A 20,510-nucleotide genomic window follows, 5' to 3' on the forward strand; every position below is an offset into this window, starting at 1 on the left:
CGGATGTGCTCCTCACCGATCGCGCGGGCGGCATCGACCTGCGGCCGCTCCGCTACCAGTTTCCTGTGGTCAGTGGTGACCGCTGGGACGACAACTGGCTCGTCATGGGGGCCGACGTCACGACCTCTGCGGGCAGTTGGTGTTTCACGGACCCGTGTCTGCTGGTCGACGAGGTGTATGAGGTGTCCGCATGGCTGCGTGCGGTCGCAGACGGGAGGCGGCCGGACGCAGCGCAGGACCCGGCGGGGCGACCGGTCCCGGACCTCTCCTTCCTGGAGCCGGACCTGGCCTTCAGCCAGGTCCGGTGGCACGACGGCACGGGAGTGCTGCGGGTCCATCTCTCACTTGAGGCCGTGCCTCCATGGCGGCAGGACGACGAGGGCGGGGGCCTCCACCAGTACGCGGTCGAGATCGAGACGGACCGGGCCGCGCTGATCCGGGCGGCGGAGGAATGGGACCGGCGCCTGGCGCTCTTCCCGCTGCGCTGAGGTTGCCGCTCGCGCTGAGGTTGGCCGTACCCCTGTGCCGCGCGGTGCGGTTCTCATCACCCCCGGGACGGGCTCCCCGGCCCCCTCGCGGAGAGGACGAGAACCGTCACGCCCCCTGACCTCTTCGCTCACGGCGGCTACGGTGTCGGGTCATGAGGGAGGGACCCATGGCGAGGTGCGCGCCGCGCGGAGGTGAGGTGTCCGCATGAGCCGCTCAACGATCGCGATGCACCATGTGCGGGCCGCACTGACCGGCGCCGAGCGGCGCGGCATCGACACCGTGCCGCTGCTCCAGGCCGCCCGGATCCCGCCCCTGCTGCTCGCGGACGACCGGGCCCGGGTCACCCCCGAACAGTTCACCCGTCTGGTCAAGGCCCTGCACCGGGCCACCGACGACGAGTTCCTGGGCCTGGGCCCGGTCCCCAGCCGCCGCGGCACCTTCGCGATGATGTGCCAGGCCTGTCTGGGCTGCCACGACCTCGGCTCGGCCCTCGAACGGGCGGCACGGTTCTACGGGCTCTTCCCCGGCGGGCCCGAACTGACGGTGGAGACCGCTGCCGGGGCGGACCGGACGGCCGAGGCGGTCTTCTCGGTGGGCAACGACCTGCGCCCCTACGACCACGGCAACTTCCTCGCCGAATGCGTGCTGATCATCTGGCACCGGCTCTCCAGCTGGCTGATCGGGCGGCGCATCCCGCTGCGCTGGGCGCAGTTCGCCTACCCGGCCCCGGCCCACGCCCCCGAGTACGACATGCTCTTCGGCTGCCCGGTGCGCTTCGGCGCCCGGCGCACCGCCGCGGGCTGGGACGCGCACTGGCTCGCCGCACCCGTCGTCCGGGACGAGGCCGCACTGGCGGCGATGCTGCGGCGGGCCCCGGCCGATCTGCTCAGCCGACGCGACTACGGCACGACCGTCGCCGAACAGGTCCGACGCAGCCTCGTGCAGGCGCTGCGTGCCGGGCCCCCGGCGCGGCTGCCGGAGGTCTGCGAGGTCGCGGCCCGGCTCGCGGTCAGCCCGGCGACACTGCGGCGCCGGCTGCAGGCCGAGGGCACGTCGTACCAGCGGCTGAAGGACGCGGTGCGCCGGGACGAGGCGATCGGTTCGCTGGCCGCCGGCCGGGAGCCGATCGCCGAACTGGCGGCCCGTATCGGCTTCTCGGAGGATTCCGCCTTCCTCCGGGCGTTTCGGCGCTGGACGGGCACCACGCCCGGCGCCTACCGGCTGAACGGGTTCCCGGACGGGCGTGTGTCACCCGGCCCGCCCGTCCGTCATGAGACAACAGGTCAACAAAGCTGAGCATCCCGGTCAGCACCTTCCTTACCCGCGAGTCACTACGGTCGCCCCCATCACCCTGGCACCCGAGTCAGTTGGGAGAGCCGCATGCACCTACGCTCCACAGCACTCACCGCCGTCGCCGCCCTGTCCCTGTACCTGTCCCTCGGCCTGACGGGCAGCAGCGCGGCGGCCGGACCCCCGGCCACCGCGCCCGGCGACATCGTGACGTCCTCGCCCACGTCGTTCCACCCACTGCCCGGCCAGCCGACCAACACCCGGGCCTGGCACCTCACCTACCGCTCCACCACCGCCAAGGGCACGCCCAACACCGTCTCCGGGACCGTCATCGTCCCCGACGACGGCCGGACCGGACGTCGCCCGCTGATCACCTACGCCGTCGGCACCGTCGGCCTCGGCGACTCCTGCGCGCCGTCGGCCGGCTTCCCTCGGGGCACCACGGTGGAAGCCCATCTCATCCAGCAACTGACCAACCGCGGCTGGGCGGTGGCCGTCACCGACTACGAAGGGCTCGGTACACCCGGAGACCACACCTACACCGTCGGCCGCGCCGAGGGGCAGGCCGTCCTGGACGCCGCGCGCGCCGCGCAGCGGCTGCCCGAAGCACGTGCGGCCGGTGTCACCGAGGAGTCCCCGGTCGGCATCATGGGCTACTCCCAGGGCGGCCAGGCCACCAGCTGGGCGGCCGAACTGCACCACGCCTATGCACCCGACCTCCGGGTCAGGGGCACCGCGACCGGCGGGGTGCCCGCCGACCTGCTGAAGGTCGCCGAGGCCAACGACGGGGGTTTCGGCGCCGGGCTCATCCTGATGGCGGCCGTCGGCCAGAACGCGGCCTTCCCCGAGTTGGACCTGGGGAAGTACCTCAACGACAAGGGCCGCCGCTACGTCGACTTCATGAAGAACCACTGCGTGGCAGCCGACGGGGTCGTCGGGACCTTCGAGAAGGTCTCCGACGTGACGGTCAAGAACCCGCTGCACGAGCCGGACTGGCAGCGGCGGCTGCACGAATCCGACCTCGGCACCCGCACGCCGGATGCGCCGGTGTACCTCTACCACGGGACCGCCGACGAGCTGATCCCGTACGCCGTCGGCAAGCAACTGCGGGCCGACTGGTGTGCCAGGGGCGCCACCGTGCGGTGGACGTCGATCCCGCTCGGCGAACACGTCGTCGGCGCGGTCGTGGGAGCCTTCCCGGCCGCCAACTGGCTCGCCGACCGCTTCGCGGACAGGCCGGCGGCCGGCAACTGCGGCTGACCGGGACGGCATGACGGGCGGCCGCAGGCGCGCACCCGCGCCACCGGCCGCCCGTACTGCGGGCGGTTGACCCGAATGGCCCACACCAACCGCCCGCCCGCACGACAGCGCACCCCGACGCTCCTAGCGTCGGGGTTGTGAGCTGCATAAACACTCCGGAAGAGCTCCCCGAGGTACCGCTGCGGATCGACCGGGGCCACGCCGACCCCGAGGAACTGGCGGCGATCACCGTCATCCTCGGTGCCCATCTCGCCGGCCTCCGCGACATCGCGGAGCACCACCGGCGCAGGGAGTCCGACCAGCAGCACATCGTCCGGGAGACGCGCTGTGCCTGCTGGTCGGGCTGCTGGTGCTGCGCCTGACGCCGACCGGTCAGGCGCCGTGCGGCGCCCCCCGTACGCCGGGCGGCACACAGCGCGCGGCGAGTACGGCCGCGGCGAGGAAGCCCGCGGCGCCGATGAGTATCGCGGTGTGCAGGCCCGTGACGAGTCCGCCGGCGATCAGCGTGCCGAACAGCGCGACGCCCAGCGCGCTGCCAATCTGGCGGGCGGCGTTGAAGACCGCGGCCGCCGCCCCGCCGCGCTCCGCTGGCACCGACTCCATCACGACAGCGGTGGAGGCGGGCATGGTCAGCGAGATGCCCAGCCCGGCGGCGACCATCGGGGCCACGAGCACGAGATAGGGCGTGTTCGGGCCCGCCAGCAACCAGCCGGACAGCCCGGCCGCGCCGATGAGCAGGCCGGTGACCATGGGCAGCCGCGGTCCGGTACGGGCCGTGATGCGCCCGGCGAGGGCGGAGCCGAGGGCGGTGACACCCACGGTCGGCACCAGCACGATCCCGGTGTGCAGGGCGCTGTAGTGGTGCACGCGCTGGAAGTAGAGCGGGGCGAGGAACAGCATTCCGTAGAAACCGGTGTTGAGCAGCACGCCGATGACGGCGGAGGCCGAGAAGCTCCGGGCGCGGAACAGCGCGAGCGGCAGCATCGGGGCCCGCGAGCGGCGTTCGAGGACGATGAACGCGGCCAGCGCCACGGCGAAGGTCAGGAATGCGGCGAGTACTCCGGGATGGGTCCAGCCCAGTGCCCCGGCCTCGATGCACCCGGTGGTCAGGCCGGCCAGGCTCAGCGTCACCGCGGCCTGGGCCGGCAGGTCCAGCCCGGGGCGGGTGGCGGCGGCGGGGGAGACCGGGAGGTGCCGGACGGTCAGCAGCACCGCGGCGATGCCGACCGGCAGGTTCATCAAGAACACCGAACGCCAGCCGCAGGAGGCGACCAGCACGCCGCCCAGCACCGGCCCGGCCCCGCCGCCCAGGCCCGCGACCATGCCCCAGACGCCGAACGCGCGGGCGCGCGCCGCCTGGTCCGGGTACGCCGCCCGCAGCAGCGCGAGCGAGGCGGGCACCATCAACGCCGCCCCGAGGCCCTGCACCAGCCGGGCGAGGACCAGTACGCCCGGCACGGGAGCGACCGCGCACCCGGCGGACGCCGCCGTGAACACCGTCAGCCCGGCCAGGAACACCCGCCTGCTGCCCAGCCGGTCGCCGAGCCCACCGCCGAAGAGCAGCAGCCCCGCGAACACCAGGGTGTAGCCGTCCACCACCCACTGGAGCCCGGTCACCCCGGCGTCCAGCGCGGTCCCGATGACCGGCAGGGCCACGGTGACCACAGTGACGTCCAGCATGACCATGAAGTAGCCGAGACAGACGGCAAGCAGCGGCAGGACCGGCATTCTGCCGCTGACCTGGGGTTTCCTGGTGAGTGCGGAGAGCGTTGACATGCCGCCAGTCTCCTGCCGGATCGTTACGGCAATCGCCGAAACGTCCCTGTCATCGGGCGGGCCTCAGGCCCAGGACACCGCCTCCAGTCCCGCCGCCAGACCCGCCGCCAGTGCCCCCGTGTGGATCACGCCCAGCCGCTGTGTCGCCCGGGTGAGCGCCACGTACAGGTCGCTCGCCCCGAGCTCCTCGGGCGCCACTACGATCACCGCGTCGAACTCCAGGCCCTTGGCCTGCCGGGGGTCTATCAGCACCACCGGGCTGGTCAGATCCGGGGCGGCACCGACATCGGCCGACGGGAGCGCGGCGGACAGCGCCGCGTGGCGGGAGCGCGGGGCGATCACCGCGAGGCGGGCCTGCGCACGCGTCTCCCGCGCGACGGCGTCGGCGGCCGCCCCGGCCAGGTCGTCGGTGCGGTGCGCCCACGGCCGTACGCCCGTGGAGCGGATCGAGCGCGGCGGCTCGAAGGACGGGTCGGCGGACCGGGGCACCTCGGCCGCGATCTCCATGATCTCGGTCGGCGTGCGGTAGTTGACGCCGAGCCTGACGTGCTGCCAGCGGTCGTCGACATACGGCGCGAGGATCGTCTCCCACGCACCGCAGCCACCCGGCTCCGCGGTCTGTGCCGGGTCGCCGACCAGGGTCATCGAGCGGGTCGGACAGCGGCGCATCAGCAGCCGCCAGGTCATCGCGGACAGCTCCTGCGCCTCGTCGACGATGATGTGGCCGAACGCCCAGGTCCGGTCGGCCGCGGCGCGTTCGGCGGCGCTGCGGTGGTCGGCCTCCTCGTGCCGGTCGGCGAGCCGTTCCGCGTCCAGCAGGTCGTGGACGGCCAGCACCTCCGAATCCTCGTCGTCGCGGTCCTCGAACTCCTGGGTGCGCGAGCCGTAGGACAGGTCGAGCACGCCCTGCGCGTACTCGATGAGCTCCTGGCGCTCCGCCTCCGCGGCGACCCGGGCCGCCGTGTCGTCCTCGCCGAGCAGCTCGGCGGCCTCGTCCAGCAGCGGCACATCCGCCGGGGTCCACTCTCCGCCCTCCCGGCGGATCGCCGCCGCATCGGCCGGTGGGAGGTGAACCGGATCGGCGAGGAAGTCGGCGACCAACCGCTGCGGGGTCAGGGACGGCCACAACTCCTCGATGGCGCCGTGCACTTCGGAGCTGGCCGCGATCGCCTTGCCGAGTTGGGCGACGTCATCGGGGCCGAGCAGATTCGGTCCGCCGTACGGGTCCGCGCCGAGCCGCTCGGTCAATTGCGCCGTGAGCGCGTCGATGACCTGGAACGCGAAGTGCGGACGGGCGAGGTTGTGCGGCAGCTGTGCCGCGCGCGCCCTGCGCCGGGCGCCGTCCACCAGCTCCGCGTCCAGCACCAGCTCGCCGTCGTCGTGCGCGAGCACGATCTCGGTGTCGGGGAGGACCTGCCGGCCCGCCACGAACCGCGCCAGCGCGTCCGCCATCGCCGCACCGCCCTTGACCTCCGCGGCCCGCGCGGTGTCGGTTCCGGTCGCGGTCACGCCCGGATAGAGCTCGCCGGGCGTGGCCAGCAGCACGCCCGTCTCGCCGAGCGCGGGCAGCACTTCCCCGATGTAACTGAGGAACGCCGGGTTGGGCCCGACGATCAGCACGGCCCGGCGGGCCAGCTGCTCGCGGTGCGCGTAGAGCAGATACGCGGCGCGGTGCAGCGCGACGACCGTCTTGCCGGTGCCGGGCCCGCCTTCCACGACGAGCACGCCGTGGTGCGGGGCGCGGATGATCCGGTCCTGGTCGGCCTGGATGGTCTGGACGATGTCGTGCATCCGTCCGGTGCGCGCCGCGTCCAGCGCGGCCAGCAGGACGGCGTCCGCGTCGGTGCCCTCGTGCCCGGTGCGTACCGCGTCGCCGAGATCCAGGATCTCGTCGTGCAGCGCCGTGACCCGCCGCCCCTCGGTCGTCAGGTGGCGTCTGCGGCGCAGTCCCATCGGGGTGTGCCCGGTGGCGAGGTAGAAGGGACGGGCGACCTCCGCGCGCCAGTCGACGACCAGCGGAGTCCGGTCCGCGTCGGCACGCCGGATGCCGACTCGGCCGATGTGGTGGTCGCGGCCGTCACGGAATGCCAGCCGGCCGAAGCAGAGGCCGTTCTCCCCGGCGTGGAAGGCGGCCAGCAGGCCGGTCTGCTCGGCCACCCGCACGTCGCGCTCCAGCCGCGCCTGGAAGTTGTTCCCCTCCAGGGGCAGCGCCGCCCGTACCGCGACCTCCGCCTCGGCCCGCATTTCGGCGAGACGCTCGTAGAGCACATCGAGGAATTCCTGCTCGGTCCGCAATTCCTCGTTCGACACGTTTGACAATTCAGCTCCGCTCGAGTACCTTGAAATTGAAGGATGGTTGTTCATGTTTTGTCTGCATCAAGACATGAAGCGCCCAATATACGCAGAGAATTACCCCGGCCGTCAATTCGGCGCGGGGTATTTTTGTACGCGGGGCGCCGGGCACGTTTCGCTGTCCGGCGAAGCGTCCGCGGCGTACGGTCGGTGGCATGGATCCCCGGACGACCGAGACCGACGTGGCGCACGTCGCGGCGGCCATCGGTGAGCCCTCCCGAGCCAAGGTGCTGCTGGCCCTCGCCGGCGGTGGGCGCTGCCCGCCAGTGCGCTCGCGGCCGAGGCCGGGGTCGGCAACTCCACCATCAGCGGCCACCTGGCCAAGCTGCTCGACGCCGAACTGCTGACCGTCGAACTCGACGGCCGCCACCGCTACTACCGGCTCGCCACCACCGACGTCGCCCGCGCCCTCGAACAGCTCGCCCGGATCGCGCGCCCGCTGCCGGTGGACTCTCTCAACGCCGACACCCGCGCGAAGGCCCTGCTGCGCGCCCGGCTGTGTTACGACCACCTGGCCGGGCGGCTCGGCGTGGCCCTCATGAGCGCGCTGCTCGCGGACGGCGTCCTCGCCGCCGAGCCGGACCCGGCCGGCCCGGACGCCGCATACGTCCTCACCGCACACGGCCACCGGGAACCGACCGCCTTCGGCGTCGATACGGAACGGCTGCCGCACCGCCGCGCCACCGTCCGCTACTGCGTCGACTGGGGCGAGCGGCGCCACCACCTCGCCGGCGCGCTCGGCGCCGCCGTCACCACGCGGATGTTCGCGTGCGCATGGCTCCGGCGCGGCCGCTACCGCCGCGTCGTGCACCTGACCGACGCCGGGCGGGAAGGGCTGAAGGCGACGTTCGGCGTCCCGGCCGACGACCTTGTCTGAACTCTGCCGCCAAAGTGCCGGGCTCCCCGCCGGCGCCCTGTGTGTCGACGTCCTTCACGGCCCTCGGGCGCAGGGGCCGGTCAGAAGACCAACTCGCCGATGCCCAGCATGTTCCCCTCGCTGTCACGGAACCAGGCGCCGCGTTCACCTCGTGCGCCCTTGCTGGGGTAGTTCCCGACGATCTCGGCGATGCCGTCCCTCGTCTGCCCGTTGCCCAACAGGCCGGGCAGGCCGACGTCCTCGAACACCACGCCACGTCGCTTGAGTTCCGCGACGACCCTCTCGATGTCGTCGACCTCCCAGCCCATCTGAGTGAAGGTCCCGGGCGAGGCTCCCGTCGATTGGAAGACGACGAAGTCCACACCGCCGCACCGGTACAGCAGCCCACCGGGCCGTTCGTCGACGGGCTCCAGCCCGAGTGCCTCGGAGTAGAAGCGCCGTGCCCGGTCCAGATCCTGGGCGGGGAGCCTGGTCGCCACGTGCGCTCGGGCCAAGATGTCCCTGTCATCCGCGTTTCCGTCCATGCCTCCACTGTGCCGTGATCGGTCGCCGCAGGCGTGGAGGTGGCGGGCGCGGGCCCCTGGCGGCGCGCGCACGTCTTCGGGCCGGGCCTGCCGATCGCGGTGGCCCGGGAGTGCCGGAATCCGCGTCCGCTCTCGTCACGTAGGCTCCCACCAGCCAGAACAGGGAGTCGAGGAGGCCGTTTTCGTGACGGAGCGTCAGATGTCAAGTGGCGGCGATGAGGCCGGCGCGCCGGAAGTGCAGGCGCAGGAGCGCCGGTTGCGCCGCGAACTGGGCTTCTGGGGGCTCACCGGGATCGGCTTCTCCAACATCGTCGGCTCCGGCTGGTTGTTCGCCGCCATGTACGCGGCGCAGACGGCGGGCCCGGCGTCGCTGCTGTCCTGGATCGGGGCGGGGCTGCTGTGCACGCTCGTCGCCCTCGTCATGATCGAACTCGGCGCGTCGCGGCCGGAGGGCGGCGGTACCGTCCGCTGGCCGCTGCAGGCCAGCGGACAGCTGGTCGGCACCGTCGTCGGCTGGTCGGTGCTGCTGTCGGTCGGCGGCACCGCGGCCGAGATCAGTGCGATCATGCAGTACGTCGCCCACTACCTGCCGGCCCTCTACAACGGCCACTCCCTCACCGCCTCCGGGCTGGCGTTCGCCGCCGGCCTCAGCGTGCTGCTGACGGCGCTGAACTGGTACGCGGTGCGGTTGTTCGCCCGGCTCAACAACCTGATCTCGGTGTTCAAGATCGTGGTCCCGGTCCTCACGGTCATCGCGCTGATCGCCTCCGGCTGGCACTCCGGGCGGCTCACGGACCACGGCGGATTCGCGCCCTACGGCTACGTGGCCTGCCTGACCGCCCTGGCCGGCGGCGGCATCGTCTACTCCGTCAACGGCTTCCAGGCCCCGCTGGACTTCTCCGGCGAGACCCGCAACCCCCGCCGGACCCTCCCGGCCGCCGTCCTGACCGGCATCGGCCTGGCCGTCGTGATGTACCTCGCCCTGCAGGTGGCGTTCCTCTTCTCCGTACCGGACGGCCTGCTCGGCAGCGGCTGGAAGGGCGTCTCCTTCGACTCGCCGTTCGGCCAGCTCGCCCTGATCCTCAACCTGCACTGGCTGTCCAGCCTGCTGTACGCGGACGCGGTGCTCTCCCCGGGTGGCTCGGCGTACGTGGGCGTCGCGATCGACGCCCGGCACACCTACGCGCTCGCCAAGAACGGCACCATCCCGCGCTACTTCATGAAGGTCAACGAGCGGTTCGGCATCCCGCGCCGAGCGCTGGCGGTCAACCTCGTGGTGATCCTGGTCTTCCTGCTGCCGTTCGGCGGCTGGCAGGACATCGTCAGCGTGATGGGCGACATGTATCTGCTGGTCTACGCGGCCTCGGCGGTCGCGGTCGCGGTGTTCCGCGCCGAACCGGGCGGCCGGATGGCCGGCTGGGTGCCGGGCCTTCGCTACATCGCACCGATCAGCTTCGTCGTGTCGACCGAGTTCGTGTACTGGTCGGGCTGGGGCGATCTGCGGCTGGCGCTGCCGCTGGTCCTCGGCGGACTGCTGATCTTCCTGGCCATGCGCCGTCGCGGCGCGCACGAGGGCCCCGCCCGCCCGCTCGCGGCGGAACTGCGCACCGGGGCCTGGCTGGTGGTGTACCTCGTAGTGCTGACCGTGCTGTCCTGGCAGGGCACCTTCGAGGGAGCCGGCCGGCTGCCCGCTCCGTACGACTCGCTCACCGTGGCGGCCGTCGCGCTGGCGGTGTTCTTCTGGGCGGTCCGGTCCGGCGTCGGGCAGCTGACGGCGCCCCGCACCGCCCCGACCGACCTGCCCTGACGGCACCCCGACCCGCGCGCCCGCCGGCACTGCCGCGCGCAAGCCGACCCGCAGAAATATGATGAACCCGGGAGTTGCGGATCCCGCCAGGTCAGGAGGCCGGAACGGAGAAGCCGCGCGGATCGCACCCCGCAGTGGCCCATGCACCGACACCTGGGAGCGGTCCATGCTTCGGCGTCGTCCCCCGCGGTCGGCGAGCGCCGACGACCTGCTGACCACGCTCGGGCAGCTGACCGCCCAGGCGCGGGAAGGTGCCGAGCTCCAGCAGGCGCGAGTGGAGCTGGCCGAGGCGCTCCAGCGCGAGATGCTCCCGGCCACCCTCCCGGAGGTGAAGGGGCTGCGGGCCGCCGCGACCTACGCGCCCGCCCGGCACGGCCTGGACATCGGCGGCGACTGGTACGACGGCTTCACCCTGCCCGACGGGTCCCTGGCGTTCTGCATCGGCGACGTGCAGGGCCACGACGTCGAGGCCGCCGCCTTCATGGGACAGATCCGGATAGGACTGCGCGCCGTCGCCCCGCACGCCGCCGACCCGGGCGAGGTCCTCAGCCGCGCCAATGACCTGCTGCTCTCGGTCGGGGCCGGTCTCTTCGCCACCTGCACCTTCCTCCGCTTCGACCCCGCTACGTGGGAACTCTCCAGCGCTCGCGCGGGACATGTGCCCGGCGTCTGGGCCAGCACCGACGGCGACTACGGCGTGGCCGAGGACCCCGGGGGCCTGCCCCTGGGCATCGAGCCCGGCGAGAGCTACCCGGTCACCCGCCGGCTCCTCACTACGGCGGGGACGTTCGTGCTGCTCACCGACGGCGTCATCGAGGGACCGTCGTTCGAGATCGAGACGGGGCTGGCCCAGGTGACGCGGCTGGTCGGCGCACGGGCCGGGGCCGACCCGGCCACGGTGGCCGCCGAGGTGATGAACATGGCCGACTGCACCGGGCACACCGACGACGCCGCGGTGATGGTGCTCAGCTTCGACGGGCCGGCGAACAGGGCCGGGTGAAGAGCGCCGCGGGCGCGCGTGTCGCGTCGGGCCCCGGGACACCGGCACTGTCTGATGGCAGCTGTGGTGCGTACCGAGCAACTACGGCGGCTCGCTCCCCGTGCCCTGACGATCGTGGCGCTCGCCGCCGTCTACTACGCGGTCGCCCGGATCGGGCTGCTGGAGCAGGTCGTGATCACGCACACCGTGGTCACGCCCCTGTGGCCGCCCACCGGCGTCGCCCTGAGCGCCCTGCTCCTGCTGGGCCTGTGGACCTGGCCGGCGATCGCCCTGGGCACCCTCGCCGTCGTCGCGACGATCAGCCCGCTCGACGTCACCGTGGTCGGCGTCATCGCGGGCAACACCCTGGCGCCGGTGTGCGCCTGCCTGCTGCTGCGGCGGGTGGGCTTCCGCCCCGCGCTGGACCGGCTGCGCGACGGCGTGGCCCTGGTGCTCCTCGGCGCCTTCGCCAGCATGCTGATCAGCGCGACGCTGGGCAGCGGTACGCAGGTGCTCACCGGGGACCTGCCGGCCGGCGACTTCTGGCGGACCTGGGTGGCCTGGTGGGTGGGGGACGCCATGGGCATCCTCGTGATCACCCCGCTGGTGCTGGCCTGCCGCACCATCCGGCGGCCGCGGGACATCCCCTTCTTCCGGTGGGCCGAGGCGGCGGCCCTGCTGGCCTGCTCGGTCCTCGTCTCCCTCGTCGCCGTCAAGAGCCCGCTGTCCCTGCTGTTCCTGGTCTTTCCGCTGATCGTGTGGGCGGCGCTGCGCTTCCAGCTGGCGGGCGCCGCGCCGTGCGTCCTGCTGGTGTCCGTGGTGGCGATCGCGGCGGCGACCCGCCGCATCGGACCCTTCGAGGGCCAGAGCCTGCTGGAGGCGATGGTCAATCTCCAGGCCCTCAATGCGTCGGCGGCCCTCACCGCGCTGCTGCTGTCGGCGATCATCACCGAGCAGAACGCCGTCCGTCGCAAGATCGAGCAGGCCTGTTCGGAACTGGCCGTGGTCGTCGACCGTCTGGCGCCCGGTGAGAGCCGGCGCCGCTGGCCGCCGGGCGGCACGAGCCGCTGAGCCGCCCTCAGCCGTTCAGCAGTTCCCCCAGGTCGTAGCCGACCGGCTCCTGCAACTGCGCATAGGTGCAGCTCTCCGGCGTACGGTCCGGACGCCAGGTGCGGAACTGCGCCGTGTGCCGGAACCGGCTGCCCTCCATGTGGTCGTAGGCGACCTCGCACACCCACTCCGGGCGCAGCGGCACCCACGACAGATCCTTGCCCCCGCTCCACCGGCTGGGCCCGCCGGGCATGCGCCGGGACGCGTGCGCCGCCTCGTCGGCCCACTCGCCCCAGGGGTGTGCCGCGACATCGTCCAGCCGCAGCGGTGCGAGCTCCTCGATGAGCTTGCGCCGCTTCGCCATCGGGAACGACGCACACACCCCGACGTGCTGCAGCCGCCCGGCATCGTCGTGCAGGCCCAGCAGCAGCGACCCGACCACCGGACCGCTCTTGTGCAGCCGGTAGCCCGCGACGACGCAGTCGGCGGTGCGAGCGTGCTTGATCTTGAACATCGCGCGGTCGCCCGGCCGGTACGGCAGGTGCAGCGGCTTGGCGACCACACCGTCCAGGCCCGCCCCCTCGAACTGGGTGAACCAGGTGCGCGCCAGCTCCCGGTCGGTCGTCGCGGGCGCCGTGTACACCGGTGGCCGGGCCGACCGCAGCGCCTCCACCAGCGCTTCCCGCCGCGCCTCCTGCGGTTCGTCCAGCAGGGAAGCGGAGCCCAGGGCCAGCAGGTCGAAGGCGACCAGGGAGGCGGGCGTCCGTTCGGCGAGCGTGCGGACCCGGGAGTCGGCCGGGTGGATGCGCTCCAGCAGCTCCTCGAAGTGCAGCCGCCCGTCGTGGGCGATGACGATCTCGCCGTCGACGACGCAGCGGTCGGGCAGTTCCGCCCGTACCGCGGCGACCACCTCGGGGAAGTAGCGGGTGAGCGGCTTCTTCGTGCGGCTGGTGATCTCGACGTCGGCGCCGTCCCGGAAGACGATGACGCGGAATCCGTCCCACTTGGCCTCGTACTGCATGTCCGCGGGAATGTCGGCCACGAGCTTGGCGAGCATGGGGGAGACCGGGGGCATCACAGGCAGGTCCATGGTCTTGATCCTGACGGCCGGGCCGCCCTCGCGCGCGCCGGGGACCGCTCTCCGGCGCGCGGCGGCGCCCCGGGCAACCTAGCGTTGAGGCATGGCCGCAGGAGCTGTGGAACTGGACGTCGCCGGGCGCACGGTGCGTGTGTCCCATCCCGACAAGACGTACTACCCCGAGCGTGGTTTCACCAAGCTGGACGTCGCGCAGTACTACCTCGCGGTCGCCGACGGGGTGCTGCGCGGTCTGCGCGACCGGCCGACGACCATGCAGCGCTTCCCGGACGGCGTCGAGGGCGAGTTCTTCTACCAGAAGCGGGCTCCCAAGGGGCTGCCGGAGTGGCTGCCCACCGCCCGGATCGCCTTCCCCAGCGGCCGGTTCGCCGACGAGATGTGCCCGACCGAGCCCGCAGCCGTCGTATGGGCGGCCAATCTGGGGTGCCTGACCTTCCACCCCTGGCCGGTACGCCGCCGCGACACCGAGCACCCCGACGAGCTCCGCATCGACCTCGACCCGCAACCCGGCACGGACTTCGCCGACGCCGTCCGCGTCGCCCTCGACCTGCGGGAGCTGCTGGCCGAGCACGGGCTGCGCGGCTGGCCGAAGACGTCCGGCGGCCGGGGCGTGCACGTCTATGTCCCCATCCGCCCCGAGTGGACGTTCACCCAGGTCAGAAGGGCTGCCATCGCCGTGGCACGGGCTCTGGAGCGTCGCCGCGGCGACCAGGTGACCGCTGCCTGGTGGAAGGAGGAACGCGGCGCGAAGGTCTTCGTGGACTACAACCAGATGGCCCGCGACCGGACCATCGCCTCGGCCTACTCGCTGCGGGCCCGGCCGCGGGCGACGGTCTCCACCCCGCTGCGCTGGGAGGAGCTCTCCGATGCCACGCCCGAGGACTTCGATCTGCGGACCGTCCCGCCCCGCTTCGCCGAACTCGGCGATGTCCACGCGGACATGGCCGATCACGCCTTCGGGCTGGAGTCCGTCCTGGAGCTGGCGGACCGTCAGGAAAGGGACGAGGGTGTGGGCGACCTGCCGTACCCGCCCGACCACCCGAAGATGCCGGGGGAGCCGCCCAGGGTGCAGCCGAGCCGGGCCCGCAAGCACTGAGGACCGGCCCGCCCGCCGGATGGCCGCCCCGGCCGGCTCCGCGCTCCGCCCGGCCGACCCGAACGGCGGCACCCGCCGGACGCGCGCCGGGAGGCTTCCCTGCGGCCGTACGCCTCCCGAATGCCGTCGGGCGCCCGGCCCCGGAATGCGCGGGCCCCGTACGGCGGGAATCATTCCGCCCGTGGGGTACGACACGAAGGGGCCGGCCGGCCGCGCAGGCCGGATGCTGCAGGAGGACGACGTCATGGCCCACGGCGACGTCGCGGACGGCCGTCGTGCGGGCCGCTGCGGGACGGCTGCCGTGCCGCCGGTGGTGGCCGGCGGCGCGCTGCCGCGTCCGGGCCCTCGGGCGCCCCGGGCGCCGTCCACGGGGGCGTGAGCCGATGTCTCCCCGGATCGACTACGAGGCCGTCTTCCAGGCCCTGCCCGGCGGGGTGCTGCTGCTCACTCCCGACCTGGTGATCGTCGGTGTCAACGAGGCCCATCTGCGGCTCTCCGGCCGGTCGCGCAGCAGCCAGATCGGCCGCCCGCTCTTCGACGTCTTCCCCGACAATCCCAAGGACCCCGACGCATCCGGCGCGAGCGGCCTGGCGGGCTCGCTGCGGCGGGTGCTGGCCACCAAGGCCCCCGACGCCCTGCCGATGCACCGCTACGACGTGGAAGCGCCCGGTCGGCCCGGCGTGTACGAGGAGCGGTACTGGGCGACCGTCAACGCCCCCGTCCTGGGGCCCGACGGGGAGGTGGAGCTGCTGGTGCACCGGGTCGAGGAGGTCACCGAGCTGATGCTGGCCCGCCGCAAGGAGGGAGGGGAGGCGCGGGAGCGGATGGAGGCCCAGCTCTACAGCCGCGCCCGGGAGCTCCAGGAGCTCAACGAACGGCTGCGCCAGGCCCACGCCAGGGAACGCGAGGTGGTGTTGGCCCTCCAGGAGGCGATGCTGCCCGCCCCGCGCCCGGTGGGGCACCATCGCGCGGCGGTGCGCTACCAGCCCGCCGTCGGGTCGCTCAACGTGTGCGGCGACTGGTACGACCTGGCCGATCTGCCGGGGGACCGGATGGCGGTGGCCGTCGGCGACGTCGTCGGCAACGGGCTCGAGGCGGCGGGTGTCATGGGCCAGCTGCGCAGTGCCCTGAGCGCGGCCGTCCTGGTCGCCGACGGCCCGGCGAAGGCGCTGGAGGTGCTCGGCATGTACGCCCGCTCGGTGGAGGGCGCCGAGTCCACCACGGCGGTGCAGGTCGTCATCGACTGGACCACCCACACCGTCGTCTACAGCAGCGCCGGTCACCTGCCGCCCGCGCTGCTGCACCCGGACGGCAGCGTCGAATTCCTCGACCGGGCGACCGATCCGCCCCTGGGCGCGCGCCCGGAGCATGTCGCCCGGCCCGAGGCGCGGACCCCCTTCACCGAGGGCACCGTCCTCGTCCTGTACACCGACGGCCTGATCGAGCGCCGCCGCGAGGACATCGACGTGGGCCTGGGCCGGCTGGCCGACTCGCTCGCCCGCCACCAGGGAACCCCCGTAGAGCGCCTCGCCGACACGATCCTGGCGGAGCTGCTGCCACCGGGCGGGACCACCGACGACACGGCCCTGGTCATCGTCCGCCTCTGAGCGCCCCGACGCCCTGAACGCCGCACGACGGGTGCGCCCCGCCGCGTCCGCCCGCACCCTGGTGTCATGGAGCCGAACCCACCGCAGGTGACCGTGCACCCGCCGGATCCGGACGGGGCGCGGCGGGTGACGTCCGGCGACCGCAGGCTGGGGGTCGCCCACCGGATCGAGGACCTGGTGAAGTTCCTGCGGCATGTCGGCCTCGACGACGTCGAGGTCGAGGAGACCGACCTGATCGAGTGGCGGGGCGGCGGCCCGGAGTCCTGGGACGGCGGCTGACGGCGGTCTCAGCCGGCGAGCGGGAGCTCCTGCTCGGCCAGGCGGCGCAGTTCCTTCTTGTCCGGCTTGCCCGCGTCGGTGAGCGGCAGCGCGTCGACGAACTCGATGTGCGCCGGCTCGTACATCGCGCCGCGCTCCGCCCGCACCATCGCGCGCAGCTGCTGCGCGTCGACGTCGCTGCCCGGTGCGGCGACCACCACCGCGTACACCCGCTCCATGCGGTCCGCGTCGCGGACGCCGAAGACGGCGCTCTGCAGGACCTGCGGGTGCGAGTTCAGCAGGTCCTCGAGCTCGGTGGTGTACACATGACCGCCGACCACGACGATCATGTCCTTGATGCGGTCGACGATGGTCAAGTACCCCTCGTCGTCGAGGAATCCGATGTCCCCGGTGTGCAGCCAGCCGTCCCGCAGCACCTCGGCGGTCAGCTCGGGCTGCTTCCAGTAGCCCTTCATGATCACGGCGGAGCGGACGCAGACCTCGCCGTGTTCACCGGGGGGCAGGTCCCGGCCGGACTCGTCCCGGATCGCCACCTCGACATCGGGCAGCACCTTCCCGGCGGAGCGCAGCCGGTCCGGGCGCTCCGGGTCGTGGTCCTCCGCGGTGAGCACGCTGATGCCGCCCGCTTCGTTCTGCCCGTACCCCTGTATGAGGACCGGGCCGAACCTGCGTACCGCGTCGGCTATCCGGGTCGGGGACGCCTGGCAGCCGCCGTAGGTCAGCGTGCGCAGGCTGGAGGTGTCGGTGTGCTCGGCGTCCGGATGGTCCATCAACTGGTAGAGCAGCGGCGGCAGTACGAACATGTCGGTGATCCGCTCGCGCTCGATCGCGGCGAGCACGGCTGCCGGGTCGAAGTCGTCGAGCAGCACCACGGTGCCGCCGAAGTGCAGAATGGTGTCGGCGACCATCCCGGCGGCGTGCGCGAGGGTGGTGCAGACCAGCTGGCGGCGGGCGGGGTCCCGGACGCCGCGGAACCGGCGGGCCTGTTCGAAGGTGGTGCAGATGCCCTTGGGGTGGCCGGTGGTGCCACCGGTGTGCCGGATGGTGCACACGTCCTCGGGCAGGGCGCGGCCGGCCAGCGGCTCGGCGCTCTGCTGTGCCGCCAGCTCCAGCAGATCGGTGCCGACCTTCGCGGGGCCGAGTGCGAGGACGGTCGGCACGGGTGCCGACTCCGTCACCTCCGCGGCCCGTTCGGCATGGCGCGGGTCGACGATGAGCGCCTGGGTCTCGACGTCGCGCACGATGTCGGCCTGGGTGTCGGCGGAGAGCTTGTTGTAGAGGTGGTTGACGCGGGCGCCGATCAGGTTGGCCGCGTAACGGGCGGCGATGGTCTCCGGCAGGTTGCCGCTCAGCAGGGTGACGGTCTGTCCGCGGTCGACTCCCTGGGCGAGCAGCGCCCGCGCGATGCGGTGGACCAGGTCACGGAATTCCCCCGCCGTGACGCGCCGGCCCTGGTGAATCAGGGCCTCGCGGCCCGGGTCGGCGTCAAGGGCATCGAGGTTCTCCTCCACGTAGGTACGGAACTTCTGGGCATCCATCGACATGTGGGGATTCTCCTGGGACCGGAGTGGCGGGCCTGACTCCGAGGGTGCGGGTACACGGGGTAAATTAGTTGCTAGAGGCAACTAAAAACCAGGGTAGTCCCAATGGATCAACATCGCCAAGTCGGAGAGCGGCGCACGGCTGTTATGCGCCACCCCAAGGAAATCCTGCGGCAAGGTCGCCCCGTCGTCCTCCTACGGCGCATAATGCTGGCTCCCCACAGGACACCGTTCACTTGAAGATCTCGCTCTCCCTGCGGTGCCGTCCCGTCTGGAGAGATGATGGAGGGCAGCGGACGCACGGCGTATAGCGGCCGGGCGCGGGGAGCGCACGGCTGTCGGTCCCCGGAGACCGGCGGAAGGAGTGCCTTGATGGGTGCGACCGGCGCGTTCCCCGAGGGTGTGGCCCCGGAGGCAGGGACGTCCCGGCCCGGCGGCCTGCTCGACGTGCTGGGCGTGGCCGCCGTGATGCTGGATGCGAACGGCCGGATCACGCTGTGGAGCCCGCAGGCCGAGGACCTCTTCGGCTGGACCGCCGACGAAGCGCTCGGAGAGCTCGCGGCACAGCTGCTTGTCGGGTCGGAGCACTTCGACCTGGCGCTCTCCCTCTTCTCCCAGGTGATGGAGGGCGGCGAGAGCTGGGCCGGGGTGTTTCCGGTCCGCCACCGGGACGGCGGCACCCGACTGGTCGAATTCCGCAACATGCGTCTGCTGGACGAGCGCGGTGACTCGTACGCCCTGGGGATCGCCACCGACCAGGCCGTGCTGCGGCGGGTCGAACGCGACCTGGCGCTGTCCGTGCGGCTGGTGGCGCAGTCGCCGATCGGGCTGGCGGTGCTCGACACCGACCTGCGCTTCGTGATGGTCAACCCGGCGCTGGAACGCATCAACGACCTGCCCGCCGAGGAGCACATCGGCCGGGACGTGCACGAGGCGCTGACGTTCCTGGACACCGCGGTGATCGCCTCCCGGATGCGTGAGGTCCTCGCCACCGGCATCCCGCTGCTCGACCAGTTCACCGTCGGCTGCACCGCCGCCGACCCGGACGCCAACCAGGCGTGGTCGGTGTCGTACTACCGACTGGAGGACCCCAACGGCAGGGTGCTGGGCCTGGCGACCTCCGTCGTGGACGTCACCGAGCAGCACCGGGCCGCCGCCGAGGCCGCCCGCGCCCGCCGCCGCCTCGCCGTCATCGCCGACGCCTCCGCCACCGTCGGCACCACCCTCGACGTCGACCAGACCGCTCATGAACTCGCCGAAGTGATCGTGCCCGAGCTGGCCGACCTGGCCGCGGTGGACGTCCTGGACGCCGTCCTGAACAGCCGTCGCCCGACCTCGCTCTCCCCTGGGGAACCGGCCCGCTTCCGGGCGCTCGCGGTGGCCGCGGCCTACCCCACCGAGGCCACCCGCGCCGCCGACCCCACCGGCCAGATCGCCTCGTACGACGCGGATCGGCTGATCACCCGCTGTGTCACCGACGCCCGCCCGGTGCTCGTTCCCCGGGTCGGGCAGGAGGACCTGCCGCGGATCGCCCCCGACGCCCAGGGCGCCGAACTCCTGGGGAAGGCCGGACTCCACTCCTATCTCGCGGTGCCGCTGATCGCCCGCGGTGAGGTCCTGGGCGCCCTGTCGCTCTACCGCGTGCGCAATCAGCTGCCGTTCGACGAGGACGACGCCGTGCTCGCCGTCGAGCTGGCCGCCCGCGCCGCGGTCTGCATCGACAACGCCCGCTCCTACCAGAGCGAACGCCGCACCGCGCTCACCCTCCAGCGCCACCTGATGAACCACCGGCCGCCGCAGCCCATCGGCATGGAGATCGCCTACCGCTACCAGCCCGCGCAGGCGGCCAGCGAGGTCGGCGGCGACTGGTTCGACGCCATCCCGGTGGCCGGCGACAAGACCGCCCTGGTGGTCGGGGACGTCATGGGCAGCGGCATCAACGCCGCCGCCACCATGGGCCAGTTGCGGACCACCACCCGTGCCCTGGCCGATCTGGACCTCGACCCCGCCGAGGTGCTGCGGCATCTCGACCACATCGCCGCGGGGCTCGACCCGGCCTTCGCCACCTGCCTGTACGCCGTCTACGACCCGCACCGCCAGGAGTGCCGGCTCGCCGTCGCGGGCCATCTGCCCCCGGTCCTCGTCCGCCCCGGAAAGCCGCCGGAGCTGCTGGACCTGCCCACCGGCGCCCCGCTCGGCGTCGGAGGGGTGCCCTTCGAGCAGACCACCGTGCCGATGGCCGAGGGCGACCAGCTCGTCCTCTACACCGACGGGCTCATCGAGACCCGGGAGGACCCCATCGACGCCCGTCTGGACGTCCTCCTCGAGCTGCTCGCGGAGCCCGAGCGCCCACTGGAGGGGCTCTGCGACCGGCTGCTGGGCGAGTTGCGCCACGGACACGACCACGACGATGTCGCGCTGCTCATCGCGCGGGCCCGCGCGTGCGACACGAGCTGACGGCGGGGGCCGAATTCCCGCCGCGGGCAA

The 20,510-nt window shown here is 72.7% G+C and carries 18 protein-coding genes; 13 read left to right on the top strand and 5 right to left on the bottom strand.

Annotated elements, in window-relative coordinates:
- Nucleotides 1-5: 5 nt before the first annotated feature.
- The 4 genes from ACGFML_RS24670 (at nt 6) to ACGFML_RS24685 (ending at nt 3,401) form a co-directional block, all read left to right on the top strand.
- Nucleotides 6-488, top strand: a complete 483-nt coding sequence (locus ACGFML_RS24670) for a hypothetical protein (RefSeq protein ID WP_393547078.1) — start codon at nt 6-8, stop codon at nt 486-488.
- A 205-nt stretch (nt 489-693) separates the two neighbouring features.
- Nucleotides 694-1,785 carry an AraC family transcriptional regulator ligand-binding domain-containing protein gene (locus tag ACGFML_RS24675; RefSeq protein WP_393547079.1) on the top strand — a complete coding sequence of 364 codons (1,092 nt, stop codon included), beginning with the start codon at nt 694-696 and terminating at the stop codon, nt 1,783-1,785.
- An 84-nt stretch (nt 1,786-1,869) separates the two neighbouring features.
- The gene (locus ACGFML_RS24680) at nt 1,870-3,039 is read left to right on the top strand and encodes a lipase family protein (protein WP_393547081.1); all 1,170 of its coding nucleotides are present in this window, start codon (nt 1,870-1,872) and stop codon (nt 3,037-3,039) included.
- Nucleotides 3,040-3,176: 137 nt separating this feature from the next.
- Complete coding sequence (locus tag ACGFML_RS24685; protein WP_393547083.1) at nt 3,177-3,401, top strand: acyl-CoA carboxylase subunit epsilon; 225 nt, start codon at nt 3,177-3,179, stop codon at nt 3,399-3,401.
- Between the two features lie 10 nt (nt 3,402-3,411).
- On the opposite strand, the gene ACGFML_RS24690 is transcribed toward ACGFML_RS24685, so the two are convergent.
- Both ACGFML_RS24690 and ACGFML_RS24695 read right to left on the bottom strand, forming a co-directional pair.
- On the bottom strand, nt 3,412-4,815 hold the full coding sequence (locus tag ACGFML_RS24690; protein WP_393547085.1) for an MFS transporter: 1,404 nt from the start codon (nt 4,813-4,815) through the stop codon (nt 3,412-3,414).
- Between the two features lie 63 nt (nt 4,816-4,878).
- The gene (locus ACGFML_RS24695; protein ID WP_393547529.1) at nt 4,879-7,110 is read right to left on the bottom strand and encodes a HelD family protein; all 2,232 of its coding nucleotides are present in this window, start codon (nt 7,108-7,110) and stop codon (nt 4,879-4,881) included.
- Nucleotides 7,111-7,612: 502 nt separating this feature from the next.
- Here ACGFML_RS24695 and ACGFML_RS24700 point away from each other — a divergent pair.
- The gene (locus ACGFML_RS24700; RefSeq protein ID WP_393547086.1) at nt 7,613-8,044 is read left to right on the top strand and encodes a hypothetical protein; all 432 of its coding nucleotides are present in this window, start codon (nt 7,613-7,615) and stop codon (nt 8,042-8,044) included.
- 80 nt (nt 8,045-8,124) lie between these two features.
- On the opposite strand, the gene ACGFML_RS24705 is transcribed toward ACGFML_RS24700, so the two are convergent.
- Entirely contained in the window at nt 8,125-8,568 is a 444-nt protein-coding gene (locus tag ACGFML_RS24705) for a VOC family protein (RefSeq protein ID WP_393547088.1), read from the bottom strand.
- Nucleotides 8,569-8,767: 199 nt separating this feature from the next.
- On the opposite strand from ACGFML_RS24705, the gene ACGFML_RS24710 reads away from it, so the two are divergent.
- The 3 genes from ACGFML_RS24710 (at nt 8,768) to ACGFML_RS24720 (ending at nt 12,425) form a co-directional block, all read left to right on the top strand.
- Nucleotides 8,768-10,375 (top strand): APC family permease, encoded by a 1,608-nt coding sequence (locus ACGFML_RS24710; RefSeq protein WP_393547531.1) that lies wholly within the window; start codon nt 8,768-8,770, stop codon nt 10,373-10,375.
- A 166-nt stretch (nt 10,376-10,541) separates the two neighbouring features.
- On the top strand, nt 10,542-11,375 hold the full coding sequence (locus ACGFML_RS24715) for a PP2C family protein-serine/threonine phosphatase (protein ID WP_393547090.1): 834 nt from the start codon (nt 10,542-10,544) through the stop codon (nt 11,373-11,375).
- A 63-nt stretch (nt 11,376-11,438) separates the two neighbouring features.
- Entirely contained in the window at nt 11,439-12,425 is a 987-nt protein-coding gene (locus ACGFML_RS24720; protein ID WP_393547092.1) for an MASE1 domain-containing protein, read from the top strand.
- A gap of 7 nt (nt 12,426-12,432) precedes the next feature.
- Here the strand turns inward: ACGFML_RS24720 and ACGFML_RS24725 are convergent, their stop codons facing one another.
- Nucleotides 12,433-13,494, bottom strand: a complete 1,062-nt coding sequence (locus ACGFML_RS24725; RefSeq protein ID WP_393547094.1) for an ATP-dependent DNA ligase — start codon at nt 13,492-13,494, stop codon at nt 12,433-12,435.
- Between the two features lie 91 nt (nt 13,495-13,585).
- Here ACGFML_RS24725 and ligD point away from each other — a divergent pair, with 91 nt between their 5' ends.
- The 4 genes from ligD to ACGFML_RS24745 all read left to right on the top strand — a co-directional run bounded on the left by ligD (nt 13,586) and on the right by ACGFML_RS24745 (nt 16,482).
- Nucleotides 13,586-14,596: a non-homologous end-joining DNA ligase gene (ligD, locus tag ACGFML_RS24730; RefSeq protein ID WP_393547096.1), complete on the top strand. Its 1,011-nt coding sequence runs from the start codon at nt 13,586-13,588 to the stop codon at nt 14,594-14,596.
- A gap of 181 nt (nt 14,597-14,777) precedes the next feature.
- Nucleotides 14,778-14,975: a hypothetical protein gene (locus ACGFML_RS24735; RefSeq protein ID WP_393547097.1), complete on the top strand. Its 198-nt coding sequence runs from the start codon at nt 14,778-14,780 to the stop codon at nt 14,973-14,975.
- Nucleotides 14,976-14,979: 4 nt separating this feature from the next.
- The gene (locus tag ACGFML_RS24740) at nt 14,980-16,203 is read left to right on the top strand and encodes a PP2C family protein-serine/threonine phosphatase (protein ID WP_393547099.1); all 1,224 of its coding nucleotides are present in this window, start codon (nt 14,980-14,982) and stop codon (nt 16,201-16,203) included.
- Between the two features lie 66 nt (nt 16,204-16,269).
- On the top strand, nt 16,270-16,482 hold the full coding sequence (locus ACGFML_RS24745) for a hypothetical protein (RefSeq protein WP_393547101.1): 213 nt from the start codon (nt 16,270-16,272) through the stop codon (nt 16,480-16,482).
- Between the two features lie 8 nt (nt 16,483-16,490).
- Here the strand turns inward: ACGFML_RS24745 and ACGFML_RS24750 are convergent, their stop codons facing one another.
- Nucleotides 16,491-18,026, bottom strand: a complete 1,536-nt coding sequence (locus ACGFML_RS24750) for an AMP-binding protein (protein ID WP_393547103.1) — start codon at nt 18,024-18,026, stop codon at nt 16,491-16,493.
- A 369-nt stretch (nt 18,027-18,395) separates the two neighbouring features.
- On the opposite strand from ACGFML_RS24750, the gene ACGFML_RS24755 reads away from it, so the two are divergent.
- Complete coding sequence (locus ACGFML_RS24755; protein WP_393547105.1) at nt 18,396-20,480, top strand: SpoIIE family protein phosphatase; 2,085 nt, start codon at nt 18,396-18,398, stop codon at nt 20,478-20,480.
- The last annotated feature ends 30 nt before the right edge of the window (nt 20,481-20,510 follow it).

Origin of the sequence: Streptomyces sp. NPDC048650 (assembly GCF_043199095.1) — a bacterium.
In the GTDB taxonomy this organism is placed as follows: domain Bacteria; phylum Actinomycetota; class Actinomycetes; order Streptomycetales; family Streptomycetaceae; genus Streptomyces.

Bases quoted from the DNA above. Each gene is read 5' to 3' on its own strand.
- ACGFML_RS24750 (WP_393547103.1), bottom strand. From the start codon at position 18,026: ATGTCGATGGATGCCCAGAAGTTCCGTACCTACGTGGAGGAGAACCTC.
- ACGFML_RS24725 (WP_393547094.1), bottom strand. From the start codon at position 13,494: ATGGACCTGCCTGTGATGCCCCCGGTCTCCCCCATGCTCGCCAAGCTC.
- ACGFML_RS24675 (WP_393547079.1), top strand. From the start codon at position 694: ATGAGCCGCTCAACGATCGCGATGCACCATGTGCGGGCCGCACTGACC.
- ACGFML_RS24755 (WP_393547105.1), top strand. From the start codon at position 18,396: ATGGGTGCGACCGGCGCGTTCCCCGAGGGTGTGGCCCCGGAGGCAGGG.
- ACGFML_RS24710 (WP_393547531.1), top strand. From the start codon at position 8,768: ATGTCAAGTGGCGGCGATGAGGCCGGCGCGCCGGAAGTGCAGGCGCAG.
- ligD (WP_393547096.1), top strand. From the start codon at position 13,586: ATGGCCGCAGGAGCTGTGGAACTGGACGTCGCCGGGCGCACGGTGCGT.
- ACGFML_RS24705 (WP_393547088.1), bottom strand. From the start codon at position 8,568: ATGGACGGAAACGCGGATGACAGGGACATCTTGGCCCGAGCGCACGTG.
- ACGFML_RS24740 (WP_393547099.1), top strand. From the start codon at position 14,980: ATGTCTCCCCGGATCGACTACGAGGCCGTCTTCCAGGCCCTGCCCGGC.
- ACGFML_RS24715 (WP_393547090.1), top strand. From the start codon at position 10,542: ATGCTTCGGCGTCGTCCCCCGCGGTCGGCGAGCGCCGACGACCTGCTG.
- ACGFML_RS24745 (WP_393547101.1), top strand. From the start codon at position 16,270: ATGGAGCCGAACCCACCGCAGGTGACCGTGCACCCGCCGGATCCGGAC.
- ACGFML_RS24690 (WP_393547085.1), bottom strand. From the start codon at position 4,815: ATGTCAACGCTCTCCGCACTCACCAGGAAACCCCAGGTCAGCGGCAGA.
- ACGFML_RS24680 (WP_393547081.1), top strand. From the start codon at position 1,870: ATGCACCTACGCTCCACAGCACTCACCGCCGTCGCCGCCCTGTCCCTG.